A 12,776-nucleotide genomic window follows, 5' to 3' on the forward strand; every position below is an offset into this window, starting at 1 on the left:
TATGGAGCAAAATTAGGAGCGTAGAGGGAAGCCACGAGGCAATCAGATTGAATTTTGACAAGCCTCTGGGCAGAATGCAGAAAAAGGCGGGATGATGGAAATGGTGTAACTCATTTGATTTGCGCCGGGATAGGGCGTCGGCTCAGAACTTTGTAGAGCGGGCAGGACAGTAATCTGACAGAACAACCACGAGCAATTTCAGATGGCGCAACAGGATAACGGTAAGATGTGGGAACGGGCTGAGCACTGATTTGGGAATCCGGACAAGGTGGAGAAACCCACCCGGTAACAGTTCCGGGGATTACTCCTGGTCAGCCCGGGGAAATTTTCCTAACTATTTGTAAATCGGTATATTGTTGCAACAAGTCTGTTTTTAAGCGTTAATTTTTTGTCCTTTTTAGCTCTTATAGTTGAGTGGTATAGAACATAATCGAGTGGTCTTAAAACAGTTGCACGATGTAAAAACACGGCACAATTTAAATAAAGTGTCCGGGTATTTGGTAGCAAGTTGTTGAGGTGTGATTTTTCACCGCTGATATCTTATAGATTGTTTAGCACTTTTGCCTAATTCTTGACTGGGGCGGCGGTTTCCTTATAATCAGGTGCTTTTGTTATGGGTTTAAAGAGTTATCAGCGTACCGGGGTATTGAGTAAGGCAGACCTCAAGGCACGGGGATTAATTCCGGAAGTCGAAAGATTGAAAAAGGGGCCGGTGGTGATTGTAGAATGTGTCGAAAACATTCCCTGTAACCCCTGCGTTGATGCCTGTCCGCGGCAGGCAATTACGATGAAAGGCAATCTGACCGACACGCCGCAGGTGGATTTCAACCGGTGTAACGGCTGCGGAATGTGTGTTTCGCGATGTCCAGGTCTGGCAATCTTTGTCGTAAATTACAACTACTCTTTGAAAGAGGCGACAGTCAGTCTGCCTTATGAACTTTTGCCCCGGCCTGAACCCGGAGAGAAGGTTGTTGCCCTTAATCGTCAGGGGAAAAAGGTTTGCGATGCCCGGGTTGTGAAGGTGCTGGATACCAGGGTTCAAAACCGGTGTGCGGTGGTTACAGTGGCGGTGCCAAAACGGTACTGGAACGATGTCCGGGGCATCGCTTTGAAAGGGCGGTAACGTGATGATAGGAACGATAGTTCTTACCTTGATTCTAACGGTTACACCGCAGATGCCTTTGAGTATTGCTCATACCGACGATGGGTTAGCGATTTTTGCCAATCCGGCTGGTTTAGGAACTGAGCGGGGATTTGAGTTTTACTATCTTTACGACTTTCAACCAGGGGCGTTTTTGTCCAACAACAGTTTTGGCCTGCGCGCCGGTCCTTTTGGTTTTTTCTTTGAACCGGAACCGCTGCGTTATGGGCTGGCTTTGGGCGCGAAACAGGACAATTTGCTTGCCGGGGTCCGAATGGTCCGGGATTCAATTACCCACTGGGATATTGGGGCAATGGTGCGACTTGGTAGATGGGTGTCGCTGGGTGGGGTGTGGCAGGATTTGAATCGCCAGGGTGGCAGAGTCGGCGCGGGTGCGGCGTTTCGCCCTTTTGGTCCGCGGCTCACGGTTTTTAGCGAAACTTATTTTAATCCATTTCAGCCTTTTGCCGGGCTTGAAATTGAACCTGTTTCTGGCTTGAAGTTTGGGGGCAGGGCAAAACTGGGAAAAGGGGACGATTTTGCCTTCGTTGCCGGGTTAACGGTAAGTCTGGGCAGATTGGGTGTTGGGGTTTTAGGGGCACCGAAACCGCGGCAAGTTGCCGGTCTGGTGCGCATCAGCCAGGATTTGTACCGGTCGATTTTACCCCCCAAGAAGCGCTTTCTTGAGTTGCGGTTGAGCGAACCGGTTGTTGACCAGAAGCCGGGTTTCAGTTTGATGGGGCAAACAAAGGTCCGTACCACCTATTCGTTGCTTGAGTTGCTGCAGCGGGCAAAAAAGGACCGTGCCCTCACCGGAATTTTTTTGAGGCTGGAGAACGAAAATATCAGTTTTGCCCAGGCTCAGGAGTTGCGTCAGGCGTTAGCTGAATTTCAGACTGAAGGTAAAAAAGTTTGGATTTATGCTCCTTCACTGGGGATGATTGGTTATTACCTTGCTTCTGGCGCTGATAAGGTGATTGTTCATCCGATGGGTGATGTGGTGATACCCGGGGTTTCCGTTCAGACGCAGTTTATCAAGGGTGCGCTGGACAAGTTGGGAATCAAGACCGAGACCTATCGCTATGGTAAGTATAAGAGTGCGGTTGAGATGTTCACCGAGGAGACGCTTTCAATCTCCAACCGGGAGCAGTTGCAGGCGCTGGTTGATGGAATTTACGAGGACTTTATTCAAATGGTAAGTACGGGCAGAAATCTGGATACCACAACAATGGAGAGTTTGGTAGGGCGGGCGCTTTTCCGTGCTGATGAGGCAAAGGCAGTCGGATTGGTTGACACCCTGTGTTATGAGGATGAACTGGATTCACTGATCCGGCGTGAGTTCAAAGGTGGGCAGAAGATTGACGAGAAGGGTTTACAACGGGCAGAGGTGGTTTCGGACCGCTGGGATGAGCCGGCACGGATTGCGGTGATATACGTTACCGGAAGTATTGTTCAAGGTGAATCGGGCACAGATTTCCTAACCGGTGAGCAGCGGGTTGGTTCGACAACACTCTGTCGGGCGATTAAACAGGCGGGAAAGGATAAGAGGGTGAAGGGGATTGTTCTCCGGGTTGATTCGCCCGGCGGCGATGGTTTTGCGTCGGATTTAATCTGGCGGGAACTGGAGCTGGTAAAAAAGAAAAAACCGGTCGTGGTTTCAATGGGAACGCTGGCGGCGTCTGGTGGGTACTACATCTCCTGCAATGCGGACAAGATTTTTGCCCTTCCCGGGTCAATAACCGGTTCAATCGGCGTGTTCAGTCTTCGGTTGATAACAGAAGGTTTATACAACAAACTTGGTATCAGAAGGCAGACGGTTAAGAGGGGGGAACATGCTGACCTGCTTTCTGATTTCCGCGAGGCAACGCCCGAGGAAGATTCGATTTTGCAGAGTCAGATTGACTGGTTTTATCAACAGTTTATCAACAAGGTGGCAAAGGGCAGGGGGTTGACACTGGCAGGCGTGGACTCCGTGGCACAGGGCAGGGTCTGGCTGGCAAAAGATGCCAAGAGATTCGGGCTGGTGGATTCACTTGGTGGTCTGATGCAGGCGATAGAGTTCTGCCGCGAAAAAGCCAATCTGGGTACGGATTATCGTCTTGAGTTCTATCCGAAAAGGAAGCCCGGGCTGGGTTCATTTTTAGAAGAGAGGTTTAGCGAGTTGTTGTTTGACTATATCAGAAGATGAAAGTTAGGAAAAAGTCAGCTAAGATGAGTTCGAAAAAACGGTCCGGTTTCAGGGTTGTCTGTCGGTGTGAGGAGGTTACCGAAGATGAGGTTCGAGCGGTGATTCGTAATGGGTACCATTCACTAGAAGAGATAAAGAGGATTTTACGAACCGGGATGGGTCATTGCGGCGGCAGAGGGTGTTTGAAGGTTATCGCCCGCTTGATTGAAGAGGAGACCGGAATTCCGATTGCTCTTCAGAAGTTTCCCAGTTCGCGCCCTCCTTTGAAACCAATTCCATTAGGCCAACTTGGTTCATACAGGAATGAGCAAGAAGAGCGCTGATGCGATTGTAATTGGTGGTGGAATTATCGGTGCCGCCACCGGTTATTATCTTGCGAAGCGAGGGCTAAAAGTTTTCATTCTTGAGCGCAAGTTTCCCTGCGCCGGTTCAACAGGCCGGTGTATTGGTGGTATCAGGGCACAGTTTACCCACGATTTGACAATTCGGGTGATGCTGAAAAGTATTAAGATGTTTCAAGAACTGCATGAGGAGCTTGGGACCGATGTTGAGTGGTATGCAGGTGGGTATCTGTTTCTCGCCTTTGATGAAGCCCGTAAGAAATCATTTGAGCAAGCCATAGAAATACAAAGAAGATATGGGCTTAAAGTCGATTTCATTTCAGCTGATGATTGTGGTCGAATCGTCCCCGGATTGAATCGAGAAGGATTATTGGGTGGTGCCTGGTGTCCAACGGATGGACAGGCAAATCCATTTAAGGTTACCTATGGCTATCTTGAAGGGGTCAAACGCCTTAATGGCCAGGTTTTCGTTAATGCCGATGTGAAGAAGATTAATCTTTCTGGTACGCGGGTTGTTTCGGTGGAAACGGCGAATGGAGATGAGTTTTTCTCTCCCATTGTGTTGAACGCGGCTGGTCCATGGGCAAGTGAGATTGGCAAACTCGCCGGTATTGAGATTCCGGTGAAACCGGACCGGCATGAGGCGCTGGTTACTGAAGCGATTGAGCGGTGTTTAGAGCCGATGCTGGTTGATTACCGTGCGGACGGGTGTTACTTTGTTCAGCACTACGGAACCGGCCACTTTATTGGTTGTTATACCCCGGTGCCGATTGTTCCGGGAGATAGTGTCGATGCCTCTGATGAGTTCATCACCGAAATGCCACGGCGGATGGTACGGCTCCTTCCCAAACTCGCATCAGTAAAAGTGCTCCGGCATTGGGCAGGTTCTTATGAGATGAGCCCGGATGGTAATCCAATCTGCGGGAAGACGCCGGTAGAGGGTTTTTATGTGTCAGCCGGGATGAGCGGGCACGGTTTTATGTTCGGTCCGGCACTTGGTGAGTTGATGGCAGAATTGATTACCACCGGCGAATCATCAATTGACCTTTCAGAGTTTCGGCTCGACCGGGAGTGGAGCAAAGCCGAAGCGATGAAATAAAACATCCTTTGCCAGCGAACAGGATAATGGGCAACCGGTCGGGATGGGAAGGAGAGTTACAATTTATTGACGGAAGGGTTGCCGACAAATAATATCTTTCAGTGAAAAGAGTTTCAGTGCTTCATCAGTTTCTTGATACAATTGAGGGGAATCGTTTAGTGGAACCGGGAGATCGGATACTGGTCGGAATTTCAGGCGGAGCGGATTCCGTTTGTCTTCTCGACCTTTTCCGAGTGGTGGCAAAGAAGTGGCGGCTTGAACTGTTTGGGGTTCATATCAATCATCAATTGCGGGAGAATGCAGCGCGGGATGAGCGGTTTGTAAAAGAACTCTTGGAGTTATGGGGTATACCGTTAACTTTGGTGCGGGTTAATGTCACGGGCTATGCACGGCGTTACAAATTGGGGGTTGAGGATGCGGCAAGGCAGTTACGGTACAAAAATTATTACCGGGTAGCAAAAAAACTGCGTTGCAACCGGGTGGCGCTGGGGCATAATGCGGATGATAATCTTGAAACGATAATCCTCAATCTGGTTCGCGGGGCTGGTTTGCGAGGACTGTCCGGCATTCCAATACGAAGGGATATTTTTATCCGGCCGCTTCTAAAAATTGGGCGCGATGCGATTCGCGATTACCTGCGGGCGCGGGAGATAAACTGGGTTGAGGATGAGACCAATGAGGATGTAAGATTTCGCCGGAACCTTATTCGGCAGGAGGTTGTGCCGGTCTTGAAGCAATTGAATCCAGCACTGGTTGATACCGTTGCCCGGAGCGCGGCAATTATTAGCGCCGAGGATAGTTTTCTTGACTTTCTTGCGACCCGGGTGCTGGAGAAAATCGCTCACTCCGAGCAGCGGCAAGTGCTGATTGACATTAAGGAGTTTAACAGTTATAATAATGTTTTGAAGCGGCGAATGATAAAAGTTTTAGTTTCGCAGATTGATGCCGATGCCACCGAGCGGCTGATTTTTTTAATGGAGCGGGGTAAGGGTGGAAAATATCTACTGCCGGGTGGTACTGAGGTTGAAATCAGGAGAGGTGTTTTAAAAGTGCCGGTGTTCCGGCAAAGGATTTTTGATGCCGATTAAGCCGTCAGCGAGTAAGGCAATAGGTTCAATTGTTGTCTGGATTTTCATTTTTGTTGCCGCCTGGTTGGTCTGGACAATTTTTTCCCAGCGTCAGACTGGTGCCGCGCGGATAACTTATACCGAGTTCATCAAGCAGGTTGAGGCGAAGAATGTAGTGCGCGTGGTGCTGACGGAGCAGGACATTTCCGGAACACTGCGTACGCCGATTGAGCTCGGTACCGATAAGGGTAAAAGGAGTTTTACCGAGTTTCGAACTACCGTTCCGAAGAATGACCCAGAACTCGTTTCCCGGCTTCTGAAGAGCGATGTTTATATCGACGCCCGGGAACGCTCCCAGTGGCCCACGATTCTTATTTCAATTTTGCCCTGGGTGCTGGTGATTGGCATCTGGGTGCTTTTTATGCGGCGAATGACATCGGGTCAGGACCGGGCTTTTACTTTTGGCCGTTCCCGGGCACGGTTGGTTACTTCTGACCGACCTCAGGTTACATTTCAGGATGTTGCCGGCGTTGAAGAAGCAAAAGAGGAGTTACAGGAGGTAATCGCCTTTCTGAAATCGCCCCAGAAGTTTCAACGGCTGGGGGGCAGAATTCCTAAGGGGGTACTGCTGGTTGGACCTACCGGTACCGGTAAGACATTGCTTGCCAAAGCGGTGGCGGGCGAAGCCGGGGTACCATTTCTTTCCATCTCCGGCTCCGATTTTGTTGAGATGTTTGTGGGTGTCGGCGCGGCACGGGTGCGAGACCTGTTTGAACAGGGTAAACGAAATGCTCCCTGTATTATCTTTATTGATGAGATTGATGCGGTTGGCAGACAGCGGGGCGCAGGGTTAGGTGGTGGGCATGATGAGCGGGAGCAGACTTTAAATCAACTACTGGTTGAGATGGATGGATTTGAGGCGGCTGATGGTGTTATCATTATGGCGGCGACGAACCGCCCTGATATTCTTGACCCGGCACTGTTACGGCCCGGAAGGTTTGACCGCCGGATTGTTGTTGACCTGCCTGATGTTGTGGGTCGTGAGGGGATTTTACAGGTGCATATCCGGAAGATTGCGGTGGCTCCGGATGTTGATGTTAAGGTTTTAGCCCGGGGTACACCGGGCTTTTCCGGTGCCGATTTAGCGAATATGGTCAATGAAGCGGCACTTCTGGCAGCACGACGGGGACGTTCCGCTGTAACAATGCAGGATTTCGAAGACGCAAAAGATAAGGTATTGATGGGTGTTGAACGGAGAAGTTTGCTGATCAGCGAACAGGAGCGAAGATGGATTGCCTATCACGAGTCAGGGCATGCTCTGGTGTCAAGGTTGATTCCTGGTACCGACCCGATACATAAGGTAACGATTATTCCCCGGGGCAGGGCGCTTGGTGTTACGCAGCAGCTACCGCTCGATGACAAGCGGATTTATTCCCGGGAGTACTGTCTTAATCAACTGGCAATTATGCTTGGGGGCCGCGCCGCCGAGATGATTGTTTTTGGTGATATTTCAACCGGTTCCCGGGACGATATTGATCGGGCAACGATGCTTGCCCGGAGGATGGTTACTGAATGGGGAATGAGTGAGAAACTCGGTCCTTTGACTTTTGGTAAAGGGGAAGAGGAGATTTTTCTCGGCCGGGAGCTGGGTTTGCACCGGACTTTTTCGGAGGAGACGGCTCAGTTGATCGACTCCGAAATCAAGCGATTTGTTGACAGTCAGGCAGAAAAGGCGTTCCGGCTGGTGAACGAAAACCGTGAGAAACTTGAGGCTCTGGCAAAGGCGCTACTTGAGAAAGAGGTTTTAACCGGCACGGATGTTGACCGGATTCTGGGCATTGTCTCTGAAGGAGATAGTAGTTCAATTGCCGCGCCGCTTTAAAAATTTCAGGAGGTGGTGAATGTTTTCTGGTTGTATAACCGCTTTGATTACGCCGTTTAAAGACGGGGTATTAGATGTTGATGGGTTAAGAGCCAATATCAAATTTCAACTGGCGGCAGGTGTTAGCGGCGTACTGGTGTGTGGTTCTACCGGTGAGGCACCAAGTCTTACTGAAGAGGAATGGGAGGAGGTGGTAGGAATTGCCGTTTCGGAAGTGAAGGGAAAGATAAAGGTGCTTGCCGGCGCCGGGACGAATAGTACCCAAAAATCAATAAAGCAGGTTAAAAAGGCTGAGGAGCTGAAGGTTGATGGTGTGCTAATTGTTGCTCCTTACTACAATAAACCTACCCAGGAAGGGCTTTACCGTCATTTCCGTGCCTGTGCTGAGGCAACAAAACTGCCAGTGATAATTTACAACATTCCACCTCGAAGTGTTGTGAATGTTCTGCCGGCGACAGTTGAAAGACTGGCAAAGGATTGTCCGAATATTGTAGCGGTAAAGGAGGCATCGGGTAGTATTGACCAATCCAGCGAGATAATTGTTAGGTGCCGAGAAAGAGTCGTTGTGCTCTCCGGAGACGATTCGCTGACTCTGCCGATTCTCGCAGTGGGTGGTAAAGGGGTGATTTCGGTGGTCTCCAATATTGTGCCCAAAGATGTTGAACAGATGGTTCGTGATTATCTCGGCGGGAAGGTTGATGCGGCACGGCAGAAACACCTGAAGTTGTTTCCTTTAATAAAGGCGCTGTTTGTGGAAACCAATCCGATACCGGTTAAGGCGGCAATGAACTTTCTCGGAATGGCAGCCGGTGAGCCGCGATTACCGCTCTGTCCACTGAGCCCAGAAGCTTCAGCGATTTTGCACCGGTCACTGGTTGAGTATGGATTAATGTCGGGAGATAGATGATAAAAATTGTTGTGGTGGGCGTTTGTGGTCGGATGGGAAGCGAAATTGTCCGTCTTATCAGCGGGCAGTCGGATATGGAAGTTGTTGCTGGGGTTGAGGCGATGGGACATCCGCTGGTTGGAACGCCGGTTGGTAGTGGATTGATAGTTACCGAACTCACGCCAATTGTTGATAAATGCGATGTGGTAGTGGACTTTTCGACTCCTAATTCGGTGCTGGGGAATGTTCAGGTTTGCGTTCGGGCAGGAAAACCTCTGGTTACCGGTGTTACCGGTTTTCAGAAAGAGGAGATTGAGGCGCTGAAAGATGCCGGGCAAAAAATACCAATACTGTATGCACCAAACTTTTCAACCGGTGTAGCGGTTCTGGCGAAGTTGGTTGAAGAAACTGCTCGGTTACTCGGGAGAGATTGGGATATTCATATTGTAGAAGCTCATCATACGAAGAAAAGAGACGCACCATCAGGCACGGCTAAAATGCTTGTAGAAATGATTAAGAAACAACAGGAAAATAAGATAGTCGGGGTCAGCAGTATTCGTGCAGGTGATATTGTTGGGGTGCATCGGGTACTGTTTGCTGGTCCGGGTGAACATGTCGAGTTGATTCACCAGGCTGAGAGCCGTGTTGCCTTTGGATGGGGTGTTGTCCTCGGGATTCGCTGGATAATTGGTAAAGCGCCCGGTTTTTATTCAGTCAATGATGTGCTGGGTTTGAGTTAAATTGTTTCGACGAAAATTTCCGTGTTAGTGTAAACGCAGACCTGCGCTGCTGCTTCAATTGCGCTCCGGGCGATCATATCGGCGGGTAATTGAGTATGCTTAAGTAACAGTCGGGCAGCAATCAGGGCATAGGCGCCACCGGAGCCGATGGCGACAATGCCGTCGTCCGGTTCAATAACATCACCCGAACCCGACACAATGAAGGAAAACTGATGGTCAATGATGCCGAGTAGTGCTTCAAGGCGGCGGAGGATTCGGTCGGTACGCCAGTCTTTTGCCAGTTCGACAACGGCACGAGGCAGGTTGCCCGAGAATTCATCTAATTTTGCCTCAAAGCGTTCGAACAGGGTAAAGGCGTCGGCGGTGGCACCAGCAAAACCAACCAGCACCTTACCATTGTGGAGCTTACGAATCTTCCGGGCGCCATGTTTGAGAATGGTATCCCCCATTGTTACCTGACCGTCAGAAGCCATGGCGACGATGTTATCGCGGCGCACACCGATTATCGTCGTGTGGTGAAAATTACCATTTCCCATTAGGTTAATTTTAACGGCTTAAGGGGTGGTTGTAAAGCGTAACGCTTGACTTTATTCAGGCAATAGTTATCCTTTAACGCTGTGAAGATACTGGTAACAAGTGCGTTGCCTTACGCAAACGGAGAGATTCATTTTGGACATCTTGCGGGTGCTTATCTTCCTGCGGACATTTATGTAAAATACCACCGGCTGAAGGGGTCAGATATTGTTTTTATCTGCGGTTCTGATGAGCACGGTGTGCCAATTACCATTGCGGCTCAGCAGGCGGGTATCTCACCGCGCGAACTGGTTGATCGGTATCATCCTTCAATTAAAAAGTCGTTCCAAGAGTTCGGCATTGAATTTGACAACTATTCCCGGACCTCGTTGCCCATTCATTACGAGACAGCGCAGGATTTCTTTCTCAAGGTTTACCGAAACGGATTTATTGCTCCCAAAACAACAAAGCAGTTGTACTGTCCCAGATGTCGGATGTTTCTTGCTGACCGTTATGTTGAAGGCGTCTGTCCGGCGTGTGGTACTGCCGGGGCAAGAGGCGACCAGTGTGAAGCCTGCGGTAAGTGGCTTGAGCCGTTTGAACTGGTCGAACCTAAGTGCAAGACCTGTGGCGCCACACCGGAAGTTAAAGAGACAACCCACTGGTTTTTTGCCCTTTCCAAAATTGAAGACCGTTTAAAAGCTTGGTTGGAAACGAAACAGCACTGGAAGCCCAATGTTAAACGATTCTGCGAGGGGTGGTTTAAGCGCGGTTTGCAAGACCGTCCCATTACCCGGGATTTAAGCTGGGGGGTTCCGGTACCGCTGCCTGAAGCAAAGAATAAGGTGATGTATGTATGGTTTGATGCTCCGATTGGCTACATATCGTCAACAAAAGAGTGGGCGAAAAATACAGGGAAACCAGATAAGTGGCAGGAGTACTGGTTGGATCCGAAGACGAAACTGGTTCACTTTATTGGCAAGGACAATATCGTTTTTCATGCTATTGTCTGGCCCGCAATGTTGATGGCGCACGGCGATTATGTACTGCCCGCGGAGATTCCCGCCAATGAGTTTCTCAATCTTGAAGGGGCAAAGTTGTCCACTTCTCGGAACTGGGCGATATGGTTACCCGATTATCTTAAACGATATCAAGCCGACCCGTTAAGATACTCCTTAGCAGTGAATCTGCCGGAGAATCGCGATGTGGACTTCACTTGGGCAGATTTTCTTGCTCGTAACAACAACGAACTGGCAGATGTTTTCGGGAATTTTGTAAATCGGGTGGCGGTATTCATCAAAAAGAATTACGGTGGTAGGGTTCCGAGCGCTCCTGTAATTGATGAACCAGCCGAAGAAGTGTTGACCGCACTTAGTAAAGCAACGCAGGAGATTGGTCAATTAATTGAGTCGTTTCAGATTAAGGATGCGACACGGCTACTGATGACCTTGCCGGCATTGGGAAATCGCTATTTTGACCACGAGACGCCGTGGCGGACATTCAAGGAAAATCGCGCTCGTTGTGACCGAACGATAAATGTCTGTACCCGATTGGTATCGGCGCTGGAAATTTTGACCTTCCCGTTTATGCCTGAGACGAGCAGAAAAATCGGACGAATGCTTAGTCTTGGGAAAAGGTCCTGGAATGATGCAGCGAATCCAGCTCTTCCCGGAGAGTTAACCGGACCAGTTGAGATTCTGTTTGAGAAACTGGACGAGGCGATTGTCATTCGGGAAAGAGCGCGTCTGGGCGCAGGGTCGGTAAATGAGGCAAAGGAGGAGAAGGATATGATAACAATTGACGATTTTAAAAGGGTGGAATTGCGGGTTGCCCGCATCGTCAGTGCCGAACGTGTTGTCGGTACAACGAAATTAATAAAGATGATGATTGACCTGGGAAATGAACAACGGCAGATTGTTGCCGGAATCGGTGAAGCGTATCAACCTGAGGAGTTGATTGGCCGCAATGTTGTTGTGGTCGCTAATCTCCAGCCGGCACGAATCCGCGGGGTTGAGTCAAACGGTATGCTACTGGCGGCGGTTGATGGGTCGAAAGTTGCACTTGTTACGATTGACCAGGAGGTTACTCCGGGTGCTTTAGTTTCGTAGCGTTATGCCGCGTCGAAGTAAAGAAAACCCCGATGGTCTTGTGATTTTTGATTCTCACTGTCACTTAACCGATAACCAGTTTATCGCCGATTTAAGCGATGTTCTACGCCGCGCCCGACAGGCTGGTGTAAGGGAGATGTTGACGGTCAGTATGAATGTTCCGGACAGTCAGGAGGCGATAGAGTTGTGTCGGGGACGGGAAGGGCTTTATTGCACAGTGGGCATTCATCCTCATGAGGCGGATTCTTTCCGGAGTATGGATATTCAAAGTTTGAAAGAGATGTGTATTGAACCGCAGGTCAAGGCGATTGGCGAAACCGGGCTGGATTTCTTTAGAGGATTTTCTACCCGGGCTAATCAAGAGACGGCATTTCGAGCCCAGATTGAACTTGCCCGGATGCTCAATCTGCCCTTGGTAATTCATATTCGTGATGCAGCGCAGACGGCGATGGCGGTGCTTGAAGAACACGGATATTTCCGAGGTGTTTTACACTGCTTTTCCGAAGGGAGGAAATTTGCAGAATGGGCAATTGAGAAGGGGTTTTATATTTCATTTTCGGGAACTTTGACCTATGGCGATAAGAAATTGATTGATGTTGCCCGGGCGATTCCTCAGGAGCGGATACTCGTAGAAACCGATGCGCCTTATTTAGTGCCGGAACCAGAAAGAGGCCCGGGTAAGCGCAATGAGCCAGCGTTCATCAGACTGACGGTTAAAGCGTTAGGTGATATTTTGGGCCTTACACCGATTGAAGTTGCCCGGGTTACTCGCAATAACGCCCGAAGATGTTTTCAGATAGGGTAAAATACA

The 12,776-nt window shown here is 49.7% G+C and carries 11 protein-coding genes; 10 read left to right on the plus strand and 1 reads right to left on the minus strand.

Annotation, left to right across the window (positions count from 1 at the left end; all coding sequences use genetic code 11):
- The first annotated feature begins 613 nt into the window (after positions 1 to 613).
- The 8 genes from HPY86_00765 to dapB all read left to right on the plus strand — a co-directional run bounded on the left by HPY86_00765 (position 614) and on the right by dapB (position 9,344).
- Positions 614 to 1,123, plus strand: a complete 510-nt coding sequence (locus tag HPY86_00765) for a 4Fe-4S binding protein (protein ID NPV13455.1) — start codon at positions 614 to 616, stop codon at positions 1,121 to 1,123.
- Positions 1,124 to 1,127: 4 nt separating this feature from the next.
- The gene (gene sppA, locus HPY86_00770) at positions 1,128 to 3,329 is read left to right on the plus strand and encodes a signal peptide peptidase SppA (GenBank protein NPV13456.1); all 2,202 of its coding nucleotides are present in this window, start codon (positions 1,128 to 1,130) and stop codon (positions 3,327 to 3,329) included.
- Positions 3,330 to 3,352: 23 nt separating this feature from the next.
- Positions 3,353 to 3,652 (plus strand): (2Fe-2S)-binding protein, encoded by a 300-nt coding sequence (locus HPY86_00775; GenBank protein NPV13457.1) that lies wholly within the window; start codon positions 3,353 to 3,355, stop codon positions 3,650 to 3,652.
- Positions 3,633 to 4,769 carry an FAD-binding oxidoreductase gene (locus HPY86_00780; GenBank protein ID NPV13458.1) on the plus strand — a complete coding sequence of 379 codons (1,137 nt, stop codon included), beginning with the start codon at positions 3,633 to 3,635 and terminating at the stop codon, positions 4,767 to 4,769. The genes HPY86_00775 and HPY86_00780 overlap by 20 nt, the downstream gene beginning before the upstream one ends.
- Positions 4,770 to 4,870: 101 nt before the next feature.
- Positions 4,871 to 5,857, plus strand: a complete 987-nt coding sequence (tilS, locus tag HPY86_00785; protein NPV13459.1) for a tRNA lysidine(34) synthetase TilS — start codon at positions 4,871 to 4,873, stop codon at positions 5,855 to 5,857.
- A complete protein-coding gene (locus HPY86_00790) occupies positions 5,847 to 7,718 on the plus strand; it encodes an ATP-dependent metallopeptidase FtsH/Yme1/Tma family protein (GenBank protein ID NPV13460.1) in 1,872 nt (623 codons plus the stop codon). The genes tilS and HPY86_00790 overlap by 11 nt, the downstream gene beginning before the upstream one ends.
- A 19-nt stretch (positions 7,719 to 7,737) precedes the next feature.
- Positions 7,738 to 8,625, plus strand: a complete 888-nt coding sequence (locus HPY86_00795; GenBank protein NPV13461.1) for a 4-hydroxy-tetrahydrodipicolinate synthase — start codon at positions 7,738 to 7,740, stop codon at positions 8,623 to 8,625.
- The gene (dapB, locus tag HPY86_00800; GenBank protein ID NPV13462.1) at positions 8,622 to 9,344 is read left to right on the plus strand and encodes a 4-hydroxy-tetrahydrodipicolinate reductase; all 723 of its coding nucleotides are present in this window, start codon (positions 8,622 to 8,624) and stop codon (positions 9,342 to 9,344) included. The genes HPY86_00795 and dapB overlap by 4 nt, the downstream gene beginning before the upstream one ends.
- Here dapB and hslV read toward each other — a convergent pair.
- Positions 9,341 to 9,880 (minus strand): ATP-dependent protease subunit HslV, encoded by a 540-nt coding sequence (hslV, locus tag HPY86_00805; protein NPV13463.1) that lies wholly within the window; start codon positions 9,878 to 9,880, stop codon positions 9,341 to 9,343. The genes dapB and hslV overlap by 4 nt on opposite strands.
- 81 nt (positions 9,881 to 9,961) lie before the next feature.
- Here hslV and metG point away from each other — a divergent pair, with 81 nt between their 5' ends.
- Both metG and HPY86_00815 read left to right on the plus strand, forming a co-directional pair.
- Complete coding sequence (metG, locus tag HPY86_00810; protein NPV13464.1) at positions 9,962 to 11,965, plus strand: methionine--tRNA ligase; 2,004 nt, start codon at positions 9,962 to 9,964, stop codon at positions 11,963 to 11,965.
- A 4-nt stretch (positions 11,966 to 11,969) separates the two neighbouring features.
- Positions 11,970 to 12,770: a TatD family hydrolase gene (locus HPY86_00815; protein ID NPV13465.1), complete on the plus strand. Its 801-nt coding sequence runs from the start codon at positions 11,970 to 11,972 to the stop codon at positions 12,768 to 12,770.
- Positions 12,771 to 12,776: the final 6 nt, after the last annotated feature.

The sequence above is a fragment of the candidate division WOR-3 bacterium genome (genome assembly GCA_013177935.1).
In the GTDB taxonomy this organism is placed as follows: Bacteria; Hydrothermota; Tepidihabitantia; order Tepidihabitantales; family Tepidihabitantaceae; genus Tepidihabitans.

Excerpts from the sequence above, each read along its gene's own strand:
- HPY86_00765 (NPV13455.1), top strand. The coding sequence starts at position 614 with ATGGGTTTAAAGAGTTATCAGCGTACCGGGGTATTGAGTAAGGCAGAC.
- sppA (NPV13456.1), top strand. The coding sequence starts at position 1,128 with ATGATAGGAACGATAGTTCTTACCTTGATTCTAACGGTTACACCGCAG.
- HPY86_00775 (NPV13457.1), top strand. The coding sequence starts at position 3,353 with ATGAGTTCGAAAAAACGGTCCGGTTTCAGGGTTGTCTGTCGGTGTGAG.
- HPY86_00780 (NPV13458.1), top strand. The coding sequence starts at position 3,633 with ATGAGCAAGAAGAGCGCTGATGCGATTGTAATTGGTGGTGGAATTATC.
- HPY86_00790 (NPV13460.1), top strand. The coding sequence starts at position 5,847 with ATGCCGATTAAGCCGTCAGCGAGTAAGGCAATAGGTTCAATTGTTGTC.
- HPY86_00795 (NPV13461.1), top strand. The coding sequence starts at position 7,738 with ATGTTTTCTGGTTGTATAACCGCTTTGATTACGCCGTTTAAAGACGGG.
- dapB (NPV13462.1), top strand. The coding sequence starts at position 8,622 with ATGATAAAAATTGTTGTGGTGGGCGTTTGTGGTCGGATGGGAAGCGAA.
- hslV (NPV13463.1), bottom strand. The coding sequence starts at position 9,880 with ATGGGAAATGGTAATTTTCACCACACGACGATAATCGGTGTGCGCCGC.
- HPY86_00815 (NPV13465.1), top strand. The coding sequence starts at position 11,970 with ATGCCGCGTCGAAGTAAAGAAAACCCCGATGGTCTTGTGATTTTTGAT.